The organism is Streptomyces abyssalis, assembly GCF_001751365.1.
GTDB classification, from domain to species: domain Bacteria; phylum Actinomycetota; class Actinomycetes; order Streptomycetales; family Streptomycetaceae; genus Streptomyces; species Streptomyces abyssalis.
In genome coordinates this window covers 1,439,261-1,464,013 of sequence record NZ_LJGT01000038.1, presented here as the reverse complement: position 1 = coordinate 1,464,013, position 24,753 = coordinate 1,439,261, and the positions used below count along the sequence as shown (strand labels likewise).

Below are 24,753 nucleotides of genomic sequence, written 5' to 3'. Positions count from 1 at the left end.
CTCAACGTACGCCGACGGGTACGGAGTCGGAGTCCCCGCCGGATGAGAGGGGAGGAACGGGGCGGCCCCGGCTCGCACCCCGCGAAGGCCACCAACTGGCCTTCCCGAGCAGCAGCATCGCCGACGGCAGGATCATGATCCGCACGACGAAGGCGTCCAGGAGTACGCCCGCTGCCAGCACGAAGCCGATCTGCTTCATCTCGATCAGATGCAGGGCTACGAAGCCGGCGAAGACGGTGACCATCACAACGGCCGCGCTGGTCACCACACTCGCCGAACTGCTCATTCCGTCGAGGACCGCCTTGCGGGTGGGTACGCCGTCCAGCGCCGCCTCCCTGATCCGGCTCACCACGAACACCTGGTAGTCCATCGAGAGCCCGAACAGGATCACGAACAGGAACAGCGGCACCCGCGAACCGATCGACCCCGTGGAGGTGAAGCCGAGCAGCCCCTCCGCCCAGGTGCCCTGGAAGACCAGGACCAGCAGGCCGAGCGCCGCCGCGGCGGACAGCAGGTTGAGCACGACGCCGAGCAGCCCGAGCACCACCGAGCGGAAGGCCAGCACCGTCATCGCGAAGGTGACCAGCAGCAACGTCCCGATGACCAACGGCAGTTTGCTGTTCTGATGAGCCGGATAGTCGGCGTAGCGGGCGACGTCACCACTCACGCCCACTTCCGCGCCGGGGATGCGGCCGGTGGTCGCGGGCACGTAGTGGTCCCGGAGGAGGTTCAAGGACGCCTTGGCCTTCTCGGAGTCGCCCCGGTGCGGGACCGACAACTCCAGTGAACCGGTACGGCCGTCCTCGGACGTCCGCAGCCGGGGTTCCCCGGTGAACAGCGGTTCTGCCTGGGCACGTCGGCCGAGTTCCTCCAGCGCCCGCTTCACCACGCCCGTACTGCCTTGCTCGGTCCGCAGCACGACCTGGTGCGTGACCCGCAACTCCGGGAAGGCCACGTGCAGCCGGTCATACGTCTGCATGGCGGGGATGGCGCGGGAGTGCGTGTCCCGGCTCATCTCGGTGATGTTCAGTCCCAGCACGGGGGCGGCGAGGGAGAACATGAGGGCTCCGGCGAGGCACAGGGTGGCGGCCGGGCGCGTGGCGGCGGGCCGCATCAGCACGGCCCATACACGTCCGTTGCCGCTCTCCCGCGTCCGCCGCTGCCTGCGCCTTCCGCGTACCGCCGCGGCCGCGCCGCCAAGGCCGGCGGCACTCTTCCGCCTGCGTCGTTCCACCCGTCGCTCCGCCCGCTGGGCGGTCTTGACCAGCAGCGCCGGCAGCACGGTCAGCGAGCTGGCCACGGCGACCAGGACGACCACGATGGTGCCGGTGGCCAGCGAGGAGAAGATGACGTCGGAAGCGAGGTACAGCGTGGCGGTGGAGGCCGCGACCGCGAGCCCGGAGACCACGATCGCCCGGCCCGAGGTCGCCGCCGCCAGCTCCACCAGGGCGTCCGGTCCGAGGCGGCCCTCGGACCGGGCCCGTTCCTCCCGTTCCCGCTTGAGATAGAAGAGCGTGTAGTCGACACCGACTGCAAGACCGATCAGCAGGATGACGTTGGTACCGACACCCGCGTCCGGCGAGATGTGGGAAACCACCATCGACAGGCCCATGGCCGCGGCGATCGAGGACAGCGCCAGCAGCAACGGCACCGCGGCCAGCAGCACGGACCCGAAGACGATCAGCAGGGTGACGAGCGTGACCGGCAGGGCGATCTTCTCGGAGAGCGCAAGATCGCTGCTGCGCTGGGCATCGACTCCCTTGCCGACAGAGGCACTTCCGGTCTCCTCCACCAGCAGACCGGGGTGGTCCTTCTGCACCGCTCCGGTCCGGGCGAGCAGCGGGCCGACGTTCTTCTTGGCGTCCAACTCGTCGCCGGTCATCGTCACTTCGACCAGCAGCACGTCTCCGCCGGCCGACATCCGGGGAGGCGCCACCCTCTCCACCTCGGGCAGACGGCTCATCCGGGCGGTCAGGTCCCGTGCGGCGTCCTTGGCTGCTGCCTCGTCCAAGTCGCCGGATCTGGCGGAGAGCAACACCTGCTCGACGGGCTTGCGTTGCACGCCTCCCTCGGCCGCGATCGCCTCGGCACGGCCTGCCTCGCCGATCCGGAAGTCCTCGGTGGTCGCGCTGTTGGTGCCGACCGCGATGCCCGTGCCCAGGCAGAGGACCACGAACACCAGCCAGCCGATGATCGCGCGCCACGGGTGCAGGGCGCTCCAACGGGCAGCACGCACAGGAAGTTCGTTCATGGGGAAAGCCTGTCCGGCCAGGGCATCTGCCCGACAGCATCGTCCGGTTGCACCTTGCGTCCACCGTCCGGTGGACCCCGCGGGTGGTGCCGGGCCCCGCACAGGGTGCCGGCCCCCGCACAGGGGCGTGCCGTCCGAACGGTACGACCCCGCGAGGGCGCCGGGGTCGGACTGAGCCGGGGGACTCGTCAGGCCTGCGTGCCGCTGCCCGCAGGTACGGCACGGCCGGAACGGCTGCGCCGGAAGTAGCCGTTGGCCGCGGGGAGGAACATCAGAACCACGGCCGAGAGCACGGCAGCCACGTGCAGCACCCGGCAGGCCCCGAAGGCGAGGTCCATGGCCCCGGCCTGCGCCAGCTCCTCGCCGATGGTGCTGCTGCCCTGGGCGAGGGCGTGGACCGGTTCAACCACCATCGACGCCGTACCCACCACGCCGAGGCCGAGCGTCAGAGCGATCCGGGCCCAGCCGTGGCCGCGGCGCATCCGCAGCGCGACCAGGATCGCGGCGGTGAAGACGGCACCCCGCACCGCGAGGCCTCCAGCGATCTCAGCCGTGGAGCCGACGCTGCCGCCCACCGACCCGCCCACCGCCAGGGCCGTTTCGAAAACGCCGGCGGCGACAGCCGTCGCCCAGAGCGTGAATGCGGCGCGCACCGCTGGAGGGGGTGCAGGGGGGACCTGGAGACCGGGCACGGCACACGGCCCGCCCGAAGCACGAGCGCGGCTGGTGGGACGGTTCCGTTGCGCAGCGCGCGACATCGTGGCCTCGATTCGTGACGTGAGGTTGGGGGAATCAGCGCTCCCGATACTCCAGGCACGTCACGGCAGTCGCCCGCCTGCTGGCCGGTGGATTCTCCGGGGGCCTGTCACCACCCCCCACCGTCAGGCCCTCTCATCGCCCTTCACGGTGCTTGCGCTGTGCTGCCGCTCTGCCGCTCCGTCGGCGGACAGGACGGTGCCGGCGCTGCTGTGATCGTGGCTGCCGTGGTCCTGGACGCCGTGGTCCTGGACGCCGTGGTCCTGGACGCCGTGATCCGGAGTGCCGTGGTCCTGGGTGCCGTGATCGTGGGTGCCGGTGCTCGCGGCCCGGTTCGGCAGCCTCGCCGCGACGACGATCGTCACCACGGCGAGGGCCGTCGCGACGCCGAAGGCCAGCTTCATTCCGCTGACCTGTGCGGGCACGGCGGCGACGCCGTCGGCGACCAGGCTGCTGGTGCGCGCGGACATCACGGTGACCACGAGCGCGGTCCCGAACGCCGCGGCGACTTGCTGCAACGTGCCGAGCATCGAGCTGCCGTGCGAGTACAGATGCGGGGGCAGCCCGCCCAGGCCGAGCGTGAAGACCGGGGTGAACGTCGCCGCCAGGCTGACCATCAGCAGCGCGTGCAGTCCCAGCACCTGCCAGTACGGCATCGTCATCGAGATCTGGGTGAACCCGGCGAGGGCGAGCAGCGTGGCGATCGAGCCGGGCAGCACCAGTGGCCTGCTGCCGAACCGGTCGAACACCTTCCCGACGGTCGGTCCCAGCAGACCCATGGCCAGACCGCCCGGCATGACCAGCAGGCCGGTCTCCAGCGGGCTGAGCCCGCGCAGGTTCTGCAGGTACAGCGGCAGCAGGATCATCGATCCGAGCATCGCCAGGAAGCCGATGGACATGAGGACCAGGGACAGGGTGTAGGTGCGGTGCCCGAGGATGCGCATGTCCATCAGAGGCACACCGGTGCGCTGCAGCTTGAGCTGCCGGACCACGAAGACCGCGATCGCGGCGACCCCGGCGACGACGATGCCGATGCCGAGCCCGACTCTGCCGTCCCCCTCGCCGAAGAGGCTCAGGCCGTACACCAGGCCGCCGAAGCCGAGTGCCGCCACGCCCACGCTGAACCAGTCGATGGAACTCACCCGCGGCTCGCTGATGTTGTCCATCTTCCGCAGCCCGAACACGGTCACCAGAGCCGCGATCGGCAGGACGACGAGGAACAGCAGTCGCCAGGAGCCGGCCTGGAGGATCAGCCCGGACACGGCGGGGCCGAGCGCGGGCGCCACCGAGATCGCCAGGGTGACGTTGCCCATCACCCGTCCCCGGTCGTGCTCCGGCACCACGATCATCAACGAGGTCATCAGCAAGGGCAGCATCACGGCCGTGCCTGCGGCCTGCACGATCCGGCCCAGCAGCAGCACCTCGAAGGACGGCGCGACGGCCGACAGGGCGGTGCCCGCGAGGAACACACCCATGGCTATCGCGTATGCCTGGCGGGTGGTGACCCTTTCCAGGAACCAGCCTGTGACCGGAATCACGGCGGCCATGGTGAGCATGAACGCTGTGGTGACCCACTGCGCCGACTGCTCGGTGATGCGCAGCGAGTCCATCAGCCGCGGAATGGCGTTGATCATGATGGTCTCGTTGAGGATCACCACGAACGTGGCCAGTACCAGCAGCCGCACCACCGTCGGTGTGCGGCCCGCCTGCACGGCCGGACGTTCTTGGATCGCAGCTGACATGGCAGTACCTCGTTGGGTTTCAGGTCACGGTCGCTTCGCAGCCAGGGGCCGCCAGCACGGACGTGGGTGTTGGCACCGGTGAAGACTCGGCACGCCTGGCAGAACTAATCGGTCGGCCCGAGTGTTCCGTATCGCTGCTCGGATATCCCCCGAATTCTCGCCCGTTCGACGAAGCATCCGCCGGCCGCCCCCCTCCGGACCTGCGGGATTCTTCGAGGGCGCGCGGCTAAGGGAGTTGTGGGTCACAGACCTCGCACGGTTCGATGCGCCGGCCGTCACGGCGCCGCTCGGCCTGGACGGTACGGGCGTCGACAGGCTGGCCGGTGGCGAGCATGCAGTCGGCGGCGTGGAGGACGCCGACGCGGGTGTGCCCGGCGGGCGCGCGGCGCCAGTTGATGCACCAGCGGCGCGGGATCCTTGCCGCGGCCCGCGGGCGGGGGTCCTCGGCCTCTTCGATGGCGGCGTTCACCGTCGTGAGGAGCGTCAGGAGCAGCGTCCTGATCGTGTAGAGGCGCGGGAGGTCATCCGGCAGTGGCAATTCGGGCACGTGTTCGAGAGTAGTTACCGCCATACGCCCGGCCCACCCCGGTGCCGGTGTCCGTGACCGCGAACCCTGAGCGGGCCGATGGCGTTCGAGCGCGGCGTCCCCGGCTTCCGCTGCCCGCCGTCGCTTGCCGGTGTCAGCCGGAGGTGAAACCGCCTGCGAACGGCGTCGACCGCCACTGGGCGATTGCCGGGTTCAGATACCCGAGCAACGGGGGCAGTTGCGGCGCGAGCATGAGGGCGGAGATGGTCCGCAGCATCCCCACGGCGTTCACGAAACTCAGGACGTCGTCGTTCAACGGCCTCATCCCGTTGCGCCGGGCGCCTCGGTTGTAGGCGGATTCGAGATCGGGCCCGAGGGTGGCCAGGTCCCACTCGACGGGACCGAGCGTGACCAGTTCGAAGTCGGCGTAGAGCTTCCCGTCCACCCCGGGGAAGATGTTCGCGGGCGGGCAGTCGCCGTGGACAGGCTGGAGGTCCACCCCAGGAAACGCCTTCTCGAACGCCGGGCGTGAGCGTACGAGAGGTTCCAGGACCTGCCACTCGCGGCGTGCGCGGTCCAGATCGTCCGGACCGATGAGGTCGGGGCGCTCTTCGAGCAGGACAAGGCTCTCGGTGACGACCTGCGGTTCGGCCGCGGACAGGAACGACAGCCGGCCGGGGTATGCGCGCAGCGCGGCGTGCAGGTCGGCGACGAGCTCGGCGTTCGCCACGTAGTCGGGCTCCTTGCCCCGGTCCTCCTCGACGAACTGCCAGAACGTCATCGAGAACCCGTCGCGCTGAACGGGTTCCCGTGGCACGAGCGGGCTCGGAGGGATCACGGGGGTCCCCTGGTCGGCGAGCCACCCTGTCACGTCCAGTTCGGTCTGCTGGCGGGGCGCCTGTGACCCGAGGCCCGCGGAGTGCGGCAGGACGGTGGGGACCCGCGCCACGACCGGTGAGGGCGCGAGGTGGACGACGACGGAGAACAGGTCGTGGAGCACCTTGGCGTCGGTCACGGTGAGTCCGAGCGCGCGTCCGGCTCCGACAGCGGCGTCGACTGCGGCGGAGGTGCGACGGGCGATCTGTTCCGGCGTCACGAAATCGGGCATGGCCCGATCGTTCCATGAGCACGCCGCCAGACGTGCGGGCCGGGCGGAACTGCCGGGCCCGCACCTGCTGGCCGCTCCACTCAGCGGTACGGACCCGGCTCGATCGTCGTCGGCCTGGACAGCCCTGTTCCCGGCGTGGACGATCGCTTGCCCTCAGGCAACGAACGGTCGCCCACGGCCATTTGGCCTGACCACTGCCGGGAGCCGCTCGCGCGAACCCGGCAAGCGCTTCGAGGAGCCCGCTGCCCCTGCCGCTCGCAGGGATACGGGTAAGAGGGGAGGTCACGCGCGGATCCCGCCCAGGTAAGCGTCTGTAGCGTATTCCTGCTGATTGCTCGCCCGTGAAACTCAGTCGATGTTCATTTCAGGGGAGAACATGCTTCGATCCCGGCCTCGTCCGGCCACGGTGGTCGCGCTCGCCACCACCGCTGTGACGGTCACCGCACTCGGCACCCCGTCCGTTGCTTTCGCAGAAGGCGGTGAGCTCGGCGGATCCGGCAAGTCGACGGAACCGGGGCAGAGTGCCTTTCGGCAGCCCGACAAGTCGTTCGCGGCGTACGTCGGCAAGAACCGGTCGTCGAACGGGCACACGATGCTCGGGGGCTTCGGGCACGAACCCTCCAGTCACTGGATGGAGGTTGTGCCGGCGCAGGATCATCCCAAGGGCTCCGAGATCACCGTCGGGTCCACCGGCGAGGCCGACATGCCCGGCAAGCTGACCAAGATCCCGCAAGCCCGGCACACTTACCGTTATCTCACTTCCAACTACTCCGAGTTCACCGGCATGCCGGCCCCTCTGACGAACGGAGGTCTGAACGAAAAGGGTGTCGCGGCCCGGGACGTCTGGTCCAACTCCCGCAAGGAGTTGCTGGACATGACCCCGAAGGACCAGACCGGTCCGCAGTACTCCGACCTCTCCAGGATCGCGATGGAACGCGCCGGCTCGGCACGCGAGGCGGTGGAGATACTCGGCGACCTCATAGACACCCACGGGTACACCACATACGGCGGCAACTCGCATCTGTTCGCGGACGCCGAAGAGGGCTGGGTTCTCGTGGAATACGCCGGCGGCAAGGGGCTCTGGGCGGCCGAACGGCTCGGTCCGGACGACATCCGCGTCTCCTACCCCGGCTACATCAAGGAGTTCCCAACCGACGCCGTGGAGGGCAAGAACCCTGACTTCATGGGATCGGAGAACCTCGTGTCCTTCGCCGAGAAGAAGGGCTGGTACGACCCGTCGGAGGACAAGACCTTCAATCTGCAGAAGGTTTATCAGGAGCCTTTCCCGACGAAATCCTTCCCGGTGGGCAAGAACGCCGACCCCAAGGACCCGGCGCCGTACCGGAATCCGGTCTCGCTGGAGAAGGAGTTCGCGGGCCTGGGCAAGGTGAGGCTGCAGGACATGATGCGGATCGTCCGGGACCCCCGCTGGTCCGACGACCGGTCGGGTTACGGACAGGTCGCCGAACTCGACCCCGGTCTCCCCGATCCCCGGCTCGCGACCTTGTGGACGGCGCCTACGGCAGCCGTTACTGCGCCCTACATACCGGTGGCGATCGGGACCGGAGAGCTTCCCGTCGAGTACACCCAGCACCGGTACATGACCGCCGGCGCCTCGGCCGAGTACCTGGACCCCGAGTACGCCGAGCAGGAGGCGACCGAGTCGGCAACCCAGACCTTCAAGCGCCTCATGTACGCCACATGCGCCCGCCCGCGTCTGTACCTGGGAGATGTGACAGCCGCCTTCGAAGGGTTCGAGGCACAGCAGATCAAGGACTGGAAGCAGGTGCAGGGGAAGGCAGAGGCGGCCCCCGACCGGACCGCGGACATCCTCACCGGCTACACCAACGAGCAGGCACTGGACGGGCTCAGGCTCGGCAACCACCTGCTCGACGACATTCTCAGCAGGTCACGGGCGGCCAAGGGCGGGCTCCGCGAGCCCGGCACCGGCGAAACCCCGGACGACGACGGCAGCACCGCGTCGGCGCGTTCCCGGCCGATGGGACTGCGGGGACCCGAATCCGCACGTGACCGGATGAACTGCGATGTCGGCGGCGGCTGGGCGGACGGATCCAGCGTCGACCGGGCCGGCCACTACGGCGATCCGTCCGAGGTGCCCGACTACTCCGATGCCCGCGTCTCAGGCCGTACGGCGGCATCGGCCGAGCGGTCCGGCGACTCGTCCTGGCGGAACTGGGCCCCGTGGAGCATCGCTGCCGTCTCACTTCTCGTGGCCGCAGGGACGGTATGGCACTCAAGGCGGCGCGCGGGGTCTCCATAGGGCGGCACCGGCCTCCCCTTACATCCGTTCGCTCCGCGCACCGTGCGTGCGTGTGCCGTCGGTCCGGGCTTCCAGCGCACGCAGCACGGCCACCATGTCCTGCGCTCCGTGGCCCTGTTCGACGGTCTCGTCGAAGAGGCTGTGGCAGACGTCCAGGACAGGGGAGGCCAGGCCGGCCTTGCGGGCGGCCTCCGCGATCAGCCGGTTGTTCATCAGGACGTCCTCGGCCGACGCCTGCACGGCGAAGTCGCGGTCCAGCAGCTTGGGCGCCTTCATACGGAAGACAGGGCTCGCCATCGGGCCTGCCTCCAGGACGTCCAGGAACCGGCGTTGGCCGAGCCCGTGCCGGTCAGCGAAGTGGAATGCCTCGGTCAGACCGGTTACCAGCGTGATCAGGAACAGGTTCACGGCGAGTTTCATCAACAGGGCGCCCGGGACGGGACCGCAGTCGAACGTCTCACGGCACATGAGGGCGACCAGGGGCCGTACGGTCTCCACGGAGGCTTCGTCGCCCGCCAGCATCGCCACCAACTGCCCCTGTTCGGCGGGGACTCGGGAGCCGGAGACCGGCGCCTCGGCATACCTCCCGCCCGCGGCACGGATGTCGGCCTCCAATGCAGCCGAGTATTCCGGCGAGGTCGTTCCCGTGTGAAGGACGGTGTGCCCTGCGACCCGTCCGGCGAACTCCGGGGTGCCCCGCCCCAGAACCGCATCGATGGCCGTCTCCCCGGCCAGCATGAGGATCACGACGCCGGCCCGGTCGAAGACCCCGGCGGGGCTCGCCGCGACTTCGGCTCCCACCGCCCTCAGTGGTTCGCACCGAGCCTTGGTGCGGTTCCACACGACGAGCGGCGTCCCGGCCCGGGCGAGGTTGAGCGCCATGGGCTGCCCCATGACGCCGAGTCCGACGAAACCCACGTACACGATGCACCGCCATCTCTTACCGACGCCCGGACCGAGCCGCTGCCTTCGCCCCCCGAAAGGTCCGCGAGGCCGTCGCGCTCACCGGTCATGACGGCCGTCATAGTAGTAGGGCTTATGACGGCTGTCATAGGGTGGGGCCGAAACTCTCAAGTGGTAGTGGGAGGTCGAGAGATGACCGTGTCCGAACGTGGGCCACGTGAGCGGATGGTCTTCAGCGCGGCTCAGCTCATCCGGCGCGACGGAGTCTCCTCCGCGGGTATGCGTGACGTCGCCGTCCACGCCCAGGCGCCCCGCGGATCGCTGCAGCACTACTTCCCCGGCGGTAAGGAGCAGCTCGTCAACGAGGCGGTGGGCTGGGCCGGCCGGTACGCCGGCGATCGTGTCGCGCGCTTCGTTGCCGCGCTGCCCGAGCCGAAACCCAGCGCGCTGTTCGCCGAGATGGTGCGCCAGTGGACCGACGAGTACCGGACGACCGGCTTCGAGGGCGGCTGCCCCGTCGCCGCTGCCACGGTGGACTGCGCTGAATCCACCGAGTCCACACGGGAGGCCGCGTCCGCCGCGTTCACCACCTGGAGCGGGTCGGTGGCCCAGGCGCTGGCGGAGTTGGGTGTGCCCGAGGAGCGGACCGAAGCGCTGGCCACACTCATGATCGGCACACTGGAAGGGGCGATCCTCATCGCCCGGGCCGACCGGGACGTCCGCGCCCTCACGACGGTTTCCCGGGAGCTCGGTCCCCTCCTCGACGCGGCCGTGGACAGCGCCGGCTGACCGACGGAGACGACTGCGGTCCCGGAGGGGAGACGCAGGTCACAGACGGGCATGTCACACGCTGCCGAGCTGCGCCGTCGTACGAGTGCAAGCACCTGCAACGCAATCGCCGACAGCGGCAGAGGAGATCTCATGAGTGCCCGTTTGGACGCCTTCACCAGCCCGACCGTAGGCAAGGTCTTCAAGCACATCATCGCTGCGAACAAGGTGCTCGAAGACTCGACGCTGCCGGTCAGCACGCAGGAGCTGGTGAAGCTCCGCGCCAGTCAGATCAACGGGTGCGGTTTCTGCACCGACATGCACAGCAAGGACGCCGCCGCCGCCGGTGAGACCTCGGTACGTCTCAACCTGGTCGCGGCGTGGCGGGAGGCCACGGTCTTCACGGAGGCCGAGCGGGCCGCGCTGGAACTGGCGGAGCAGGGAACACGCATCGCGGACGCGGCCGGCGGGGTCACGGACGAGGCCTGGACGAACGCCGCCAAGCACTTCGACGAGGAGCAGCTGGCGGCCCTGGTGTGCGGGATCGCGCTCATCAACGCCTTCAACACGGCGAACGTGATGGTCCGGCAGCCCGCGGGCGACTACCAGCCCGGCCAGTTCGGCTGAGGCGGGGGCCGGGACGGGGCCTCCGGGCCTGGACCGGGCCGGGACTGCCCGTACCTGGCCCAGGCCCGTCGGCCGCGGCACACGCCCCCAGGGGCCCCTGACCGGGGCGCCCGGGGGCGTGATCTGCGTGATCAGCCCGGTCAGCGCTTGAGGACCGGCCGGAAGGCGTCCCTCACATCGGACTTGGCGGTGGAGACGAACTGGTCGCCGGGCGGCCCCAAGTCGGTCGGAAGGTAGCTCTTGTAGTGCAGGACCCGCGGGCAGCTTCCCCCGCTGATCTGCACGTCGTCCGGGCCGACACGCTTCCCGGTGCGCAGTTCGTAGACCTTCAGCGGGATCTTGACCTTGCGGAAGGTCACTTGGTGGGGCAGGTACTCGGACCTGTCGTTCTCGTAGCTGCACGTCTCGACGGCGGTTCCGTTCTCCGCCTCGTCCGCGCAGACCACGAGCGCGGCCTCGGCCGGGTCGCCGGTGCGCCAGTCTCCGGGGAGCTTGCCGGTGTACTCGGTGTCGCCGAGGAACAGCGCGGGATCGTCTCCCTTGCGGTACGAGGGGGCGCCGCTGTACGCGGCGGGGTTGTCGCAGTAACCGGACTCCGCGCCGGCCGTGTTGACAAGGCGGCGCACCTTGGCCAGTTCGATGGCGCGGGTCGCCTTCTTCACGCCGCCGCGTGCCTTGTCCGTACGGTCGTCGTCCGGGTACTGGTCGAGGAGGCGCTGGTAGTGCGTCCGTGCCTGCTGCCAGTCGTCCTCGTCCATCAGGTCGTCGCCGCAGCCCACCAGCGCGGCGGGTTCGGCACGGGACGCGGTGGCTGCGGACCGGTCCAGCAGGTCGCGGGTGGGCTCGCGGTCGCGGAGCCAGTCGGTGATGCCGGCGGTGTCGCAGGAGTCCTCGGTGGGCAGGCCGTCGAGGAAGGCGTCCAGAACCGCCTCGGCGGTGTTGTCGTTGCCGGGCTCCTCCAGGACGCGGGCGAGGGTGCCGAAGCCTCTCTCCAAGTCCTCAACGTCTCCGTCCCGTTCGGCGTCGGCCAGTGCGAACGCGGCCTCGTCCAGCCGGTCGCACGCCGCCACCACCGCATCGCCCGGGCCCACCACGGGTGCGCCCGCCATGCGGTGGCCGAACCACACCTCGTCCTGCGCGGCCACGGCCCTCGCGCAGTCGCCGCCCTCGCGGGCCTTGTTCACGCGGTCCTCGATTGCGTACGCGTCGACGCGCAGCAGCACGGCTGCCAGCAGCACCGTGCCCGTGACGGCGAGCGCGCCCGCGCGCTGACCGCGCCGCAGGACCCGCCCCGCGGGCCCGCCGGCCAGGAACCAGCCGTGTACGGTCCCGGCCGCCCACCACAGGAGCAGGAGGATCTCGGACCAGGTCGTGGCGGCAGAGGCCGTGAGGTTGAGGAGGACGCACGTGCCGAGCGCGGCGATCGCGGCCAGCCGGCGGTGACCCAGCAGCAGATAGCCGATGCCGAGCAGTGAGGCGTTGCCGAGCGCCACCGCCGCGCGGTCGTGCGGGGAGGTGGAGACGGGCGGCCCGTGAGGGTCCGGCGGTTCGAAGGGCGGCCCGTACGGGTCGCGTTCGTGCGGGTCGCGCTCGTGCGGCGGCCGGTTCATGGACGGTCACCACCCGGAGGTGAGGCGGGCTCCGTGCCGCGTACGGAGAACCAGCGCCGGCCAGGCGCGCCGAGCACCGCCCACAGGGCCGCCACGTCGACGGCCAGGACCACGAGCGCGACGAGACCGGACGTCCCGGTCGACAGCGAGCCGAAGAAGGCCAGGCCCGTGGAGGCCACCACGAACATCATCGATGCGGCGAGCGTCACCTGGATCCAGGGGCGCCGCTCGCGAGCCGATACGACGCAGAAGAGCTGGACCGCCGCCAGCACCCAGCAGAACAGCGTCATGAACCAGGCGGTGCCCATCGGCATGACCGCACCCTGGCCATGCGCCCGGTTGTTGTAGTTCTCCTCGAGGAGTGTCCAGCCGCCGTACGCGATACCCAGCGCGTGCACGGTGACGACCACGAGGGCGAAGACGAGAGGCCCGCCCATGTGTGCCTTCTCCGGCGGTGCGGAAGGACCGGGCTGATCGAGCTGACCGGGCCGGCCGGGTGGCCCAGCCTGACCGGACTGATCGGCCCGGCCGGCCGAATCAGGCTGCGGATAAGGCGAGTTCGGCATGACGGATCACCCCGTGCTTTCGTTGTCCGGCAGGTCGTAGACCCGCGCCCAGTCCACTTCGTAGACGGCGCTCTGCAGGTCGTCCCCGTGGAAGTTGTCGAGCTGGATGGTCTGGTGCATGGACGGCGCGCACTGGATGCAGTCGCGGTCCTCGTTCGCGCCGCCGGCGAAGCGGAACCACTCCTCGCCGTCGATGAAGCCGCGCAGCCCGTGAGGGGTCCACTCGACGGCGACGTTGTGCCACTGCGACAGGTCAACGCCGCACTTCCGCACGAACTCCTGCTGCACGGGCACGCTCTCCGGGTGCGGGTAGTGCAGGAACGCTTCGGCGCACTGCTCGCCCGGGGCGCCGTTCTCCAGGTAGTCGTACTCGCCGTCCTCGGGATGCTCGTCCGAGTCGGGCCAGAGGATCAGCAGCGGGTGGTACTGCCGCCCGTTGTCGGGGGCGGTGGCGCGGGAGCGAACGCGGGCCTCCCAGCGGCCGTACTGCCTGCCGTACGGCGAGGCGAGCCAGCCGGTGTCGCCGTCCGCCTCGCCGGTCATGCGCAGGACGCCGCCGACGACCCGCGTGTTGGCGTCGCAGCGGCGGCCGTTACCGCTGTGACCGGGCCAGCACTTGCCGGGGCCGCCGCCCGCCAGGCGCCACTTGTCCCGGTCCGGTACGGCGGGACCGGTCTCGGAGCCGTAGTCGAACTCGTCCGACCACTCGGGCAACGGGCTGCCCCAGCCGTGCCGTTCGGCCGCGGTCGCGGGGCGGTCGGGCACGGTCGCCGGGCGGTCGGCCGCGGCGTTCACCGGGCTGCCGGGCGCGGCGTCCACCGTGGTCTCCGTGACCGTGACCGCGAGTACCGCCGCGGCGAGCACCGCCGCGCCCAGCCCGACGGCGGTACGCCGGGGGCGAGGTCGTCCGTACATGACTCTCCTTCAGCCTTTCGTGTCCTTGCTGACACCCGTGCGGACAGCGGACGCGCGGCCCGAGCCCTCCCCCGAAGGCGGGCTCGGGCCGCGTGAAGGCCTGCGGCCACGTCCCTCGGGTATTCGACCGCCGTACGCCGTTGTTCAGCAGGCCCTCTCCGGGCTCCGAACAATCCGGCTCCGCTGCGGCACCGGGCCCGAACCCGGCGGCCTGGACGGGAGGTTGTGAAGGCCGGGTGAACGCTCGTGCCCGGCCTGCCGACAGTTGGGAACTCCGGTTGCGGGCCGCCCCAGCCGCTACCTACCGTGGGCGGTCGGGCGGATGCGCTGAGTGATTGCCTGGGGACGACTTGGGCGTACGGGGGAAGGGCGGGCACGTGTCGGGACAACCAGGGCCGGGGCGCAGCGAGGGCGAGCTGGACCCGGAGGCAGGGCCGGTGCCGAGGTTCGCCGCCGGGCTGCGGGCGCTGCGCGAGTCCGCGGGGAGACCCACGTACCGGGCGATGGCGGGGCAGGCGCGGTACGGGGTGACGACCCTGTCGCAGGCGGCCGCCGGGAAGCAGCTGCCCACCCGCGCGGTGACGCTCGCCTATGTGAAGGCGTGCGGCGGCGACTTGATCGAATGGGAGCGGCGCTGGCGCGAGGCGTCGGAGGAGCTGGCCGCCGACAGCGCCGGGACCGCCGAGGACGGCACCGCCCGGCCCCCGTACCGGGGCCTGATCCGGTTCGAACCGGGCGACGCTGGGCTCTTCTTCGGCCGCGACCAGCTGGTGGAACGGCTGACCGAGCTGAACCGCAAGCATCGCTTCACCGCCGTCTTCGGCCCCTCCGGCAGCGGCAAGTCCTCGCTGTTGCGCGCCGGCCTGATCCCCCGGCTGCGCACCCCGCGCGACGGCGACGGCGAAGGCGGCAACAGCAACGGCGACGGGGCCCGTGAGGCGGCTCCCGCGGCCGTACGGATCCTCACGCCCGGTGCGGAGCCGCTGCGCACGCACGCTGACCGGCTCACGCCCGTGGCGGACACCGACGCCGACACCTGGCTGATCGTCGACCAGTTCGAGGAGCTGTACACGCTCGGCGCCGGTCCGGCCGACAGGGACGCCTTCATCGACCGCCTCGTCGCCGCCACCGAGGCCGACAGCCGGCTGCGCGTCGTCATCGCTGTGAGGGCCGACTTCCTCGGCCGCTGCGCCGAACACCCGGGCCTCACGGCCGCGTTGCAGGACGCCACGCTGCTCGCCGGGCCCATGAGCCGCGCGGAGCTGCGGGAGGCCATCGTCCGCCCGGCGGCCGCGGACGGCCTGATCGTCGAACGCGCCCTGACCGAGCGGCTTCTGGACGAGGTCGAGGGCGCCCCGGGCGCACTGCCGATGATGTCGCACGCCCTGCTGGAGACCTGGCGCCACCGCAGAGGGCGCGCGCTGACCGAGACCGCGTACGAGGCGGCAGGCGGGCTGCACGGCGCCGTCGTCCGTACCGCAGAGCAGGTGTACGCCGAACTCACGGCGCCGCAGGCCGAGTTGGCGCGCCGCATCCTGCTCCGCCTCGTGACTCCCGGAGGCGGTTCCTCCATGCTCGGGGGAGACCGGGAGCCCGGGGAAGGCACACCCTCCCCCGCTCTCCGTTTCGCCCGAGCCGGGGAACCCCCGTCGCGGCGCCCCGCCGAACACGCCGAGCTCGACTTCGGCAGCCCCGCCGACACCCGGGCCGTGCTGGAACGCCTGGTCCGCGCCCGCCTGGTCACCTTCGACGACGGCACCGCCGAGCTCGCCCACGAGGCTCTCATCAGCGCGTGGCCCCGCCTGCGCGAATGGATCGACGCCGAACGGGACCGGCTGCGCGTGCACCGGTCGCTCTCCGAGGCGGCCCGTACCTGGCAGGCGCTCGGCCGGGAGAACGCCGCGCTCTACGCCGGATCGCGTCTGTCCGCCGCCCGGGACGCCTTCCCGCAGGACTCTGTACGTGCGCGCGGCCCGGCACGGGCGCACGGCGCCGCGCAGGAGGATGACGAGGGCTCCGGTCCGGCCGAGGGCGCCCGCTCCGACGAACTCACCCCGTCGGAGCGGGAGTTCCTCACCGCCTCGCTCCGGCGCCGGCACCGCGCCGTACGGCTGCGCCGCACGGTCGTGGCTGTGCTCGCCGCACTGGTGCTGCTCGCCGGCGGCACCGCGGTCGTCGCCCTCCAGGCCCGCGCCAGTGCGCAGACCGAAAGGGACGACGCCGTATTCGGCCGCCTCACCGCCGAGGCCGACGGTGTCCGCGAGACCCGGTCCGGGATGGCCGCCCGGCTCGACGTCGCCGCGCACGGCATGCGCTCCACACCGGACCTGCGGACCCGGCTGGCATCGGACGCGGGCCGCGCGCTTCCAACCGTGCTGCCCGGACACCGCGGTGTCGGCAGCTCCGTGGCGTACGCGCCCGACGGCCGCACCCTCGCCAGCGGCGGCCACGACGGCACGGTCCGGCTGTGGGACACCGCCCCGCGGCCGGGATCAGCGGACACACCTGAGGGTTTGGGCAAGCCGCTGGGTGAACCGCTGCACCTGGGTGAGGGCCGGGTCGGCGCGGTCGCCTTCTCCCCGCCGGACGGCGGCCTGCTGGCGGCCTCGGGGGACGGCGGCACCATCCGCCTGTGGGACGTGCGCGACCGGAAGCGGCCCCGCGCCACCGGCCGGCCGCTGGTGAGCCACGACAAGGAGAACATCGCCTCGGTCACCTTCTCCCCGGACGGGAAGACGCTGGCCACCGCCGGCGACGACGGGACCGTACGGCTGTGGGACCTGAGCGACCCGGCCGAGCCCTCGCCGCTGGGCAAGCCCACCGAGGCAGACGAGTCCGAGGAACGCAGCGTCCGCGACGTCGCGTTCGCCCCGGACGGCCGCACCCTGGCCACCGCCGGCTACGACGGGACCGTACGCATGTGGCGCTCCGGCGAGGACGACGGTCTCGAGCCGCTCGGCAAGCCGCGGCGCGAACACACCGACCCTGTCTGGACGGTGGCCTTCTCCCCGGACGGGAAGACGCTGGCCACCGCCGGCTACGACGAGACCGCGCGGCTGTGGGACGCGTCCGACCCGGACCGGCTCCGGCCGCTGGGTGAACCGCTCACCGCGCACACCTCGGCCGTCCTGTCGGTGGCCTTCAGCCCCGACGGCCGCACCCTGGCGACCGCGGGCGAGGACGACTCCCCGGTCCTGTGGAACGTGGCCAACCCCGCGTACCCGCAGCAGCTCGGGGAGCCGCTGACCGGCCACACGGACGCCGTGTGGGAGGTGGCCTTCAGCCGGGACGGCCGCACCCTCGCCAGCACCGGTGCCGACCGCAGCGTCCGCCTGTGGCACCGGCCGCCGACGGTCCTCACCGACTTCACCAATCCCCTGACCGCCGTTGCCCACAGTCCGGGCGGGCGGCTGCTCGCCGCCGCCAGCACCACCGACGCGCTGATCCGCCTGTGGCACGTCGGTGAGTCGGGCCTGCCGGGCCGGAAACCGCGGATTCTCGCCGGGCACGACGACGAGGTGCTGGCCGTCGCCTTCGCCCCGGACGGCCGCACCCTGGCCAGCGGCTCGAAGGACGGGACCGTACGGCTGTGGGACGTATCGACCGGCGGGCGTCCCGCTCCGCTCGGCGAACCGCTGGAGGCGGGCGAAGGCGGTGCCCCAGCCGTCGCGTTCGCCCCGGACGGCAGGACCCTGGCCACCGGCGGAGCCGACGGCGCGGTACGGCTGTGGGACGTACGCCGGCCGGAACGTCTGCGCCCGGTCGGCGAACCGCTGCGCGGCCACGAGGACGCGATCACCTCCGTGGCCTTCGCGCCGGACGGCCGCACGCTGGCCACCGGCGGCGAGGACGACACGGCGCGGCTGTGGCATGTCCCCAAGCTCGTCGAGCAGGGGATACCCCATGGGCGGTCGCGGGCACGGCCCGCGGGCGAGGCCCTGACCGGGCACGACCAGCCGGTCAACTCGGTGGCCTTCGCCGCGGACGGGAAGACCCTGGCCACCGGCAGCGAGGACCGTACGGTGCGGCTGTGGGACGTACGGCGGACCGACCGCGTTCGTCCGGCGGGTGAGGAACTGGCCGGGCACCGCGGTCCGGTCAGGTCCGTCGCCTTCGCCCCGGACGGCAAGACCCTGGCCACCGGCAGCGGCGACAGTACGGTGCGGCTGTGGGACGTGGCCGACCGGGCCCGCCCGGAACCCCTCGGGCAGGAACTCACCGGCCACCTCGACACCGTCACCTCCGTGGCGTTCAGCCCGGACGGCGACTCCCTCACGTCCGCGAGCTACGACCTGACGGCCCGGGTGTGGACCCTGGACGCGGACCGCGCGGCGGACTACGTCTGCGGCCGCACCGGCGGAGCCCTCACCCGCGAGGACTGGGAGGAGCACCTGCCCCAACTCGGCTACCGCCAGGCGTGCTAGCGCCCCTCCGGGCACTGGACGCACTGACTGCGGGCGCCCGGTGCACGTCGGAGGCGGCGGGCACGTCGGAGACGAGCGGGGCAACCATCGTTCGGATGCCTGAGGCTTGATCCTGCGGGTCGACGACCGGGACATGCGGGTCTATGTCGAGGACGTGACCGGGGACGTGATCAACGCGTGATCCAGGAAGCTACCGGAGGCCGCTGACCGATGGCGGACGCCAGCCCGTCGTACGAGAATGCGGCAGGGCTTTGTGGCGGCCGATCGGGAGCGCACACACGGGGGTTGAGACGTTGAGGCAGGTACCGCCGACGGCGGAGGGCACCGTCAGGAGCACGAGGTCGTGGTTGAGGGTGACCGCGCGGGGCCGGCCCCGCCGATTCCTCTTAGCGGGCCTGCTGTTGGGCTTTCTCTGCATGGGCTTCACTATCAACCTCACCTTCGACCCAAGCTCCGGCTCCGGCGGAGGCAACGCCGGGGATTACCCCTGCAACGGCAGCCCCCTGCCACCGAGCGCACCCAAGTTCGACTGCCATGCAGATGACCGAGCCGAAATGATCTCAGCAGTGGGAACGGCGGCGAGTGGCCTTGGAGCCCTCGTAGCCGTGGGCCTGTCCTGGTATACAACGCACCGTCGCACACCGCCGATGCCACCGATGCCCCAGGTACCGGCGATGCCGCCGAAGCCGCCTGAACCGCCCGAGAGCGAGGGCTACATGTAGGGCGAGCCGGCCAAGTACCGCGGTACTAAGCTGCCACGCTGCTATCTCAGCGAAGCGGCAGTTCAGCGAGCATGACCGCGTACTTCGGGGAGTCGGGGAACGGCTGACGCTCGCCCACCTTCCTGAAGTCCCAGCGCTCGTACAGGGCCTGGACCCTGGGGTGGGTGGTGTCCACCAGGAGGACCGCCAGGTCTTCGTCCCGGCCATCGAGCAGGGCGCGGGTCAGCTGGTCCGCTGCTCCCGTCTTCCGCCACTTCTCGCGAACCATCAACTCCGAGAAGGAGAACGTGGCCGTACGCTCCGGTGCCGGGTCCAGGTGCTCCCGCCACCACTCGCGGTCCGGCTTCGCCGGGGCGCCGTAGGCGAAGCCAGCCGGCTCGCCCCCGTCGTACGCGATCACACACGAGAACTCCGGGTGACCGCCCCAGTGGTCCACGAACCAGGGGAACTTCTGCCGGAACTCGTCGTCATCCATCCGGTCGGCGTGCACGTCCGCGTGCACATCGATCAACGTCTGCCGAATGTCCGGCAGATCGTCGTGGCTGAAGTGGCGCAGCTCCAGGGCATCGGCGGTCTTCAAGCTCGGCTCCATTCGGTGCGGTATCGGTCTCCCCACTCCCGCGCCGCCGAAGCATCCGGTGCCAGGGTGAGCAGATCACGGTAGAAGTCCCCGAGGCGAGACCGCATCCGGCCCGGGATGGGGTCGCCGTCCATCAGGGCGAACGCAGTGTCGGCAGACGCACACGCCTGCTCGATGTCGTGCTGGTGAAGCTGGGCGAGGGCGAGTTGCGCCGTGGCGAGGGCGCGGTTCCTGCGGAAGCGCTCGGGGATCGCGACGAGCGCTCGGTGTGAGGCGGCTTCCGCCTCGGCGGCGTCCCCGATACGCCCCAGCACGATGGCGGTGACGGCCAGCAGCTCGGCCGGGCCGTAGAAGGCGATCCAACTCGGGCGGGGCTCGTCCAGCCCGGCCCTGGCCAGCGCCTCCTGGGCGTGCCCCAGGGAGCGCAGGGCGGCCTGCCGGTCCCCGCAGTTGGCATGCCCGACGCCTGTCCGTGCATGCGCGAGGGAGGCGAACAAAGGGTCCCGGCGGGTGATGGCCGTCGCCTGCGCGGCCTGGCCGGAATCCACGGCCTCCGTGTGGCGCAGCTGCTGACGTGCCAGCATCGCGTGCGCATTCCATACGCGCATCTCCGCCGTGGAGTCCTTCGCCATGCCCGCCAGGTAGAGGGCGCGGTTCAGGTGTCTACGGGCACGCTCGGACTGGTGCGCGTCGACCGCCGACCACGCGGCCGTGGACGTGTACTCCGCAGCTACGGCAAAGAGTCGTTGGCGAATGCGCTGGGAAGCCGCCTGCTTCTGCTTCTCCAGCGCGTCGGCGGCCCCTGCCAAGGCGGCCCGCTCCAGGGCCTCATGCCCGCCTCTGGAGGCATCGAGAGCCGTCAGGGCGTCCAGGCCGCTGCGGAGCCGGATCACGTCCGTGGTACCGACGGCATGCGGGCGGGCGGCGACCAGGGGGATGGCTGCGGCGGCCGTGGTGGCGGTGAAAAAATTCCTTCGCCGCACGGGGTCCTCCGGGGTGCTGGTGGAGTCGCTTCGGGCCGCCGGAGGTGCGAATCCCAGTTCCTCGGCGGCACACCCGAACACCGTCTCCAGCGCCTCACGTTGCCGGGGGTGTGGCCAGCGGGTTTTCCCGGTCAGCCAGTGCCGCACCGTGCGGTCACTGACCGTGCCCTCCCGGCCGAGGGAGCGCAGGTAGGCGTTCACGGCCTCGGCCAACTCCGCCTGAGTCAGCCCGGCTTCGCGTAGTGCGTCGGCCAGCGCCTCGTTCGCCTCCACACCCTCACGCTAGCCAGGCAGCGCCCTTCCGGTGCCTCAACAGCCGCGAAATTTCCGGTCGTCGGCGATGCACACGGCCCGGACTTTTCCTCACAGTCCGTCACAATCCGTCGTTGAGTGGCGCACAGGCCGTCGCGGACCAGCGCGGCAGCCGGTACCGCTCACACCACCGACGAGGGTCTGTGATGACCGTGACCGCCACTGCACGCCCGACCGGAGTCCCTGGATACAGCGAGTCGCTTCCGCGCACGCCGGAGAGCGTGGCCACAGCGAGACGGCTCGTCCGTACGGCACTCGCCACGTGGCGGCTGGAGCAACTGGCCGATGAGGGCGCGCTGATCGCCTCCGAGCTGGTGACCAACGCCGTGCAGCACGCCCGCAGCAGCGCCATCCGGGTCAGCGTCACGCGGCCCGAGCCCGCGTCCGTCCGGATCGCCGTGGTGGACAAGTCCCGGGTGGAGCCGGTCCGTTGTGAGGCCAACGAGGACGACGAAGGCGGCCGTGGGCTGGCCCTTGTGGAGCTGCTGGCCGACGAGTGGGGTACCGACCCCCTGCCGTGGGGGAAGCGCGTCTGGGCGGAGCTGGTGGCACCGTGAAGTGCATCCGCTGCGAGGCGAGGGGTGTCGTGCTCGTGCATCAGGTCGACGCCGGGAACATGCAGGGGATCAACCCAGGGCCGCGCACCGGCGACGTGTACGCCTGCCGCCCGCATGCCCGCGAGATCGCCGCCCTGCCCGGCTCCTGGCCATGGCTCGCCGCAGAGACCCGGGCCAAGCGATGAAGCAGCGCCTCGCCGTATTCCTGTGGTGGCTGCTGTGCGTCGCCGTGTGCGTGTGGGCGCTCTGGGACCCGCAGCCCACTCCCTGAGACCGGCCCCGGCTGTCCGTTCCTCCTCCCCCGTGGCGGATGGCCGGGGCCTTACTGGTCTGCGGTCGTGGCCAGAGCCTTCCGGGCTGTCTCCACGTAGGCGTCCAGCGCCGTCCAGATGCCATCCGTGATGTCTCTCAAGCCGAACGGTCGTCCATCGTCGTCCGTCTCCCCGATCTCGCCCGCGATGAAGGCTTGGTGGTCCAGGTCGCCGAAGGCGTCCATCACGGTGTGGGCGGCCTTGCCGACGGAGTCAGGTCCGCCGGGCGCCGCTTCTGGATCTCCTCCGTGGACACCCCGGACGGCAGAGTCGCGTCCGCCTTCACGCCGCACCCGGCGTGGTGATGGGCGAGAGCATGCCGACGCCCGCGTCGGCCCCCGCATCGCTCAGGGGATCGAGAACTTCAGCACGGCGCCGTCCTCGTTCTGCGCGACGACCGTCACCTTGACGTCGTCGCCGAACTTGGCCACACCGCCCTGGCCGCCCAGCCGCATGTAGCCGCCGTCCGACTGGAAGGTGACGGAGTCGCCGTCCGCGGTGACGTGCACGTTCAGCCCGTTCGCGGTGATGTCCGCCTCGGAGGTCACCAGGACCTCGCACTTGCCGTCCGAACAGGCGCCGGTGTCCTTGCCGTCCGCCGCCTCGGGCAGTGGCCCGGTGGGGTCGGGCGCGGGCTTGGCCGTCTCCTCCTCGCCGGGCTTCCAGCCGGGAGCGCACTGCTTGGCGCGCTTGTGCGCGGTGGCGAGCCGCGGGTCCTTCTTCGTCAGCGCGCCGAGGTCCGGCTCGGGCGGGGTGAGCGACTGGATGAGCTCGTCGACGTCCGCGGCGCTGCCCTCGGCGTCTTCGAAGGCGTCGGCAGGGGACATCTCGTCAAGCTCGGGCACGACGTTCTTCAGCTTCTTCAGCCAGGCGTCGCGGAGCCGGTCGGCGGCTGGGACACCCGAGGAACCGAGGTCCTTCAGGTCGCTTTCGGCCTCCTCAACCGGCCACGGTGTCCGGGAGATGTAGCTCGCGGCGAGGTGTTCGGCCGGCGGGCCGGGCTCCTCCGGTTTCCGGATCTCCTTCAGGTCCTTCGCGCTGTCCTTCCGTACGGTCTTCAGCGCGGACGTCGACTCGCACACGGCGCCGACCCACTTCACCAGCTTCCTGGACGGCGGCCCCGCCTGCGCCGCATCGGCCGAGCCGCTTCCCGACGCGCCGGCCTTCCCCTCCGCCCCGTTCCCGCATCCGGCGACCGCCAGCAGCAGCCCGGCGGCCACCGCCGCGAGACTCCCCCTCTTGATCATCCAACGACCCCTCTCCGGCCTCTGACCACGTCTTCGCGGGCCGGACCCCGGCACCGCATGCCCAGTTCAACGGCGGTGCGGTTTGTTCGGTAACCCCGTCCCCAGCCGTGAACAACGCCTGTGGCCTGGAAGTGAACGCCGGAGCCGAGCAGTTGCGGGACCGCGTGATCGGGAGCAGGATCTCCACGACCTGTCGTCCTCGTCCAGGCCGACACTGCCTAACGGAGGAGAACCGGATGCGGAGACTGCGCGCACAACTGGCCGCGGTGATAGTCGTGAGCATCGCCCTGCCCGTGACGCCCGCGCTCGCCGGGGAGTCCGCCGGGTGCACCGACACCTCGGTGCCGCTGACCGTGGAGGAGCAGCGCCTCGACGATCCCGTCCCCAAGGAGATCCTGGAGCGTTCCGGCTTCGGCGCGGTGGCTTCGGACTTCACCCGTGCCCTGTGCCGTGCGGACTCCTTCCGCGAGGCGCGGCGGACGGCCGAGCGGCAAGGGCAGCGGCTGTGGCAGCGCGCGGTGGAGCGGGCCCAGGGGCGCGGCCAGGCGGACGGGGACCTCAGCCGCGCGGACGACCGGCCCTTGTACTGGGCACGGCTGGGGATGACGGCGGCGCTGCGGCAATGGAAGCCCGGCTTCGCGCTCTCCGACGCCCAACGCACGGCTCTGGGAGACCAGTTGGAGCGCAGCTCGCGTGGTCAGGACGCCATCGGCTTCCCCGGGGATGAGAAGAAGGACATGAAGCGGGTCCTGGTCACCGGATTCGACCCGTTCACGCTGGACGAGGACATCCGGATCAGCAATCCGTCCGGGGCCGCCGCACTGGCGCTGGACGGCACGGTGGTGCGCACCAAGGCGGGCCCGGCGAGGATCGAGACGGCCATGTTCCCCGTGCGCTGGGCGGACTTCACCCAGGGCATGGTCGAGCGGACGCTCCGGCCGCATCTGCCGGAGGTGGACCTGTTCACCACGGTCAGCCAGGGCCGGCCCGGCAGGTTCGACATCGAGCGCCACAACGGGGCGTGGCGGGGGACCTTCCCCGACAACGACAACATCTCGGCCTCCGGGACCGTGCCCGTCTCCGACCCCGCCACGCAGCCTCAGTGGACGGCGACCACGCTCCCCTACCAGGACATCGTGTCCGCCCCGACGGGCCGCTTCCCGGTGAAGGACAACACGGAGGTCGTCGAGATCCCCGCCGGGGAGAACGAACCGGTCACGCGGCCGGACGGCCCGACCGAGGGCTCCACCGCGCGTGAGGGAGGCGGCGGGGACTACCTGTCCAACGAGATCGCCTACCGCGCGACGCTGCTGCGCGACCGGCTCGGTCTGGACATCCCCGGCGGCCATGTGCACACGCCCGTCCTCGAGTTCGGCCCCGGAAACACCGACCCGGCCACCGGCAAGATCACCGACCCGGAGTTCCTCGAGAACCGGCGGGACATCGTCGACCAGGTCCGTTCGATCGTCCGGGTCGCTGCCGGCACGGACAGCGCGGAGTCCCGTAGTTAGTTCGTGACCGCACAGGTTCGCCGGGCCGGTCATCGCGGCCGGTGAATGGGGTG

At 71.1% G+C, this 24,753-nt stretch carries 20 protein-coding genes; 7 read left to right on the top strand and 13 right to left on the bottom strand.

Annotated features, from left to right (window positions below; genetic code table 11):
* Position 1: 1 nt before the first annotated feature.
* From AN215_RS13705 to AN215_RS13685, 5 genes are all read right to left on the bottom strand, one after another.
* Entirely contained in the window at positions 2–2,251 is a 2,250-nt protein-coding gene (locus tag AN215_RS13705) for an MMPL family transporter (protein ID WP_070009361.1), read from the bottom strand.
* A gap of 188 nt (positions 2,252–2,439) precedes the next feature.
* Positions 2,440–2,904: a hypothetical protein gene (locus AN215_RS13700; protein ID WP_079122956.1), complete on the bottom strand. Its 465-nt coding sequence runs from the start codon at positions 2,902–2,904 to the stop codon at positions 2,440–2,442.
* A 228-nt stretch (positions 2,905–3,132) separates the two neighbouring features.
* Positions 3,133–4,749 carry an MDR family MFS transporter gene (locus tag AN215_RS13695; protein WP_245694432.1) on the bottom strand — a complete coding sequence of 539 codons (1,617 nt, stop codon included), beginning with the start codon at positions 4,747–4,749 and terminating at the stop codon, positions 3,133–3,135.
* A gap of 226 nt (positions 4,750–4,975) precedes the next feature.
* Positions 4,976–5,296 (bottom strand): hypothetical protein, encoded by a 321-nt coding sequence (locus tag AN215_RS13690; RefSeq protein ID WP_139140733.1) that lies wholly within the window; start codon positions 5,294–5,296, stop codon positions 4,976–4,978.
* Between the two features lie 133 nt (positions 5,297–5,429).
* Entirely contained in the window at positions 5,430–6,383 is a 954-nt protein-coding gene (locus AN215_RS13685) for a phosphotransferase (protein ID WP_070009358.1), read from the bottom strand.
* Between the two features lie 376 nt (positions 6,384–6,759).
* Here AN215_RS13685 and AN215_RS13680 point away from each other — a divergent pair, with 376 nt between their 5' ends.
* Positions 6,760–8,664 carry a C69 family dipeptidase gene (locus tag AN215_RS13680; protein WP_070009357.1) on the top strand — a complete coding sequence of 635 codons (1,905 nt, stop codon included), beginning with the start codon at positions 6,760–6,762 and terminating at the stop codon, positions 8,662–8,664.
* Between the two features lie 18 nt (positions 8,665–8,682).
* Here the strand turns inward: AN215_RS13680 and AN215_RS13675 are convergent, their stop codons facing one another.
* Positions 8,683–9,588, bottom strand: coding sequence for an NAD(P)-dependent oxidoreductase (locus AN215_RS13675; protein WP_070009356.1), 906 nt, complete (start codon positions 9,586–9,588; stop codon positions 8,683–8,685).
* A 171-nt stretch (positions 9,589–9,759) separates the two neighbouring features.
* Here AN215_RS13675 and AN215_RS13670 point away from each other — a divergent pair, with 171 nt between their 5' ends.
* Positions 9,760–10,356, top strand: a complete 597-nt coding sequence (locus tag AN215_RS13670) for an LmrA/YxaF family transcription factor (RefSeq protein ID WP_070009355.1) — start codon at positions 9,760–9,762, stop codon at positions 10,354–10,356.
* Positions 10,357–10,488: 132 nt separating this feature from the next.
* On the top strand, positions 10,489–10,962 hold the full coding sequence (locus AN215_RS13665) for a carboxymuconolactone decarboxylase family protein (RefSeq protein ID WP_070009354.1): 474 nt from the start codon (positions 10,489–10,491) through the stop codon (positions 10,960–10,962).
* A 140-nt stretch (positions 10,963–11,102) separates the two neighbouring features.
* On the opposite strand, the gene AN215_RS13660 is transcribed toward AN215_RS13665, so the two are convergent.
* The 3 genes from AN215_RS13660 to AN215_RS13650 all read right to left on the bottom strand — a co-directional run bounded on the left by AN215_RS13660 (position 11,103) and on the right by AN215_RS13650 (position 14,053).
* A complete protein-coding gene (locus AN215_RS13660) occupies positions 11,103–12,572 on the bottom strand; it encodes a tetratricopeptide repeat protein (protein WP_079122955.1) in 1,470 nt (489 codons plus the stop codon).
* Complete coding sequence (locus AN215_RS13655; RefSeq protein WP_070009353.1) at positions 12,569–13,009, bottom strand: hypothetical protein; 441 nt, start codon at positions 13,007–13,009, stop codon at positions 12,569–12,571. The genes AN215_RS13660 and AN215_RS13655 overlap by 4 nt, the downstream gene beginning before the upstream one ends.
* A gap of 135 nt (positions 13,010–13,144) precedes the next feature.
* Positions 13,145–14,053: a glycoside hydrolase family 16 protein gene (locus tag AN215_RS13650; protein WP_070009352.1), complete on the bottom strand. Its 909-nt coding sequence runs from the start codon at positions 14,051–14,053 to the stop codon at positions 13,145–13,147.
* A gap of 377 nt (positions 14,054–14,430) precedes the next feature.
* Between AN215_RS13650 and AN215_RS13645 the strand changes: the two genes are divergently transcribed.
* The gene (locus AN215_RS13645) at positions 14,431–18,477 is read left to right on the top strand and encodes an nSTAND1 domain-containing NTPase (RefSeq protein WP_070009351.1); all 4,047 of its coding nucleotides are present in this window, start codon (positions 14,431–14,433) and stop codon (positions 18,475–18,477) included.
* A gap of 768 nt (positions 18,478–19,245) precedes the next feature.
* Here the strand turns inward: AN215_RS13645 and AN215_RS13640 are convergent.
* Positions 19,246–19,791: a GNAT family N-acetyltransferase gene (locus AN215_RS13640; protein WP_070009350.1), complete on the bottom strand. Its 546-nt coding sequence runs from the start codon at positions 19,789–19,791 to the stop codon at positions 19,246–19,248.
* Positions 19,776–21,035 carry a helix-turn-helix transcriptional regulator gene (locus AN215_RS13635; protein WP_070009349.1) on the bottom strand — a complete coding sequence of 420 codons (1,260 nt, stop codon included), beginning with the start codon at positions 21,033–21,035 and terminating at the stop codon, positions 19,776–19,778. Before AN215_RS13635 ends, AN215_RS13640 begins: the two co-directional genes overlap by 16 nt.
* Positions 21,036–21,220: 185 nt before the next feature.
* Between AN215_RS13635 and AN215_RS13630 the strand changes: the two genes are divergently transcribed.
* Both AN215_RS13630 and AN215_RS13625 read left to right on the top strand, forming a co-directional pair.
* Positions 21,221–21,631, top strand: a complete 411-nt coding sequence (locus AN215_RS13630; RefSeq protein WP_070009348.1) for an ATP-binding protein — start codon at positions 21,221–21,223, stop codon at positions 21,629–21,631.
* The gene (locus tag AN215_RS13625; RefSeq protein WP_070009347.1) at positions 21,628–21,816 is read left to right on the top strand and encodes a hypothetical protein; all 189 of its coding nucleotides are present in this window, start codon (positions 21,628–21,630) and stop codon (positions 21,814–21,816) included. Before AN215_RS13630 ends, AN215_RS13625 begins: the two co-directional genes overlap by 4 nt.
* Positions 21,817–21,953: 137 nt before the next feature.
* Here the strand turns inward: AN215_RS13625 and AN215_RS30075 are convergent, their stop codons facing one another.
* Both AN215_RS30075 and AN215_RS13620 read right to left on the bottom strand, forming a co-directional pair.
* Positions 21,954–22,235, bottom strand: coding sequence for a hypothetical protein (locus AN215_RS30075; RefSeq protein WP_139140732.1), 282 nt, complete (start codon positions 22,233–22,235; stop codon positions 21,954–21,956).
* A gap of 54 nt (positions 22,236–22,289) precedes the next feature.
* Entirely contained in the window at positions 22,290–23,189 is a 900-nt protein-coding gene (locus AN215_RS13620) for a hypothetical protein (protein ID WP_070009346.1), read from the bottom strand.
* A 236-nt stretch (positions 23,190–23,425) separates the two neighbouring features.
* Between AN215_RS13620 and AN215_RS13615 the strand changes: the two genes are divergently transcribed.
* Positions 23,426–24,700 (top strand): pyroglutamyl-peptidase I, encoded by a 1,275-nt coding sequence (locus tag AN215_RS13615; RefSeq protein WP_107374327.1) that lies wholly within the window; start codon positions 23,426–23,428, stop codon positions 24,698–24,700.
* Positions 24,701–24,753 lie beyond the last annotated feature (53 nt).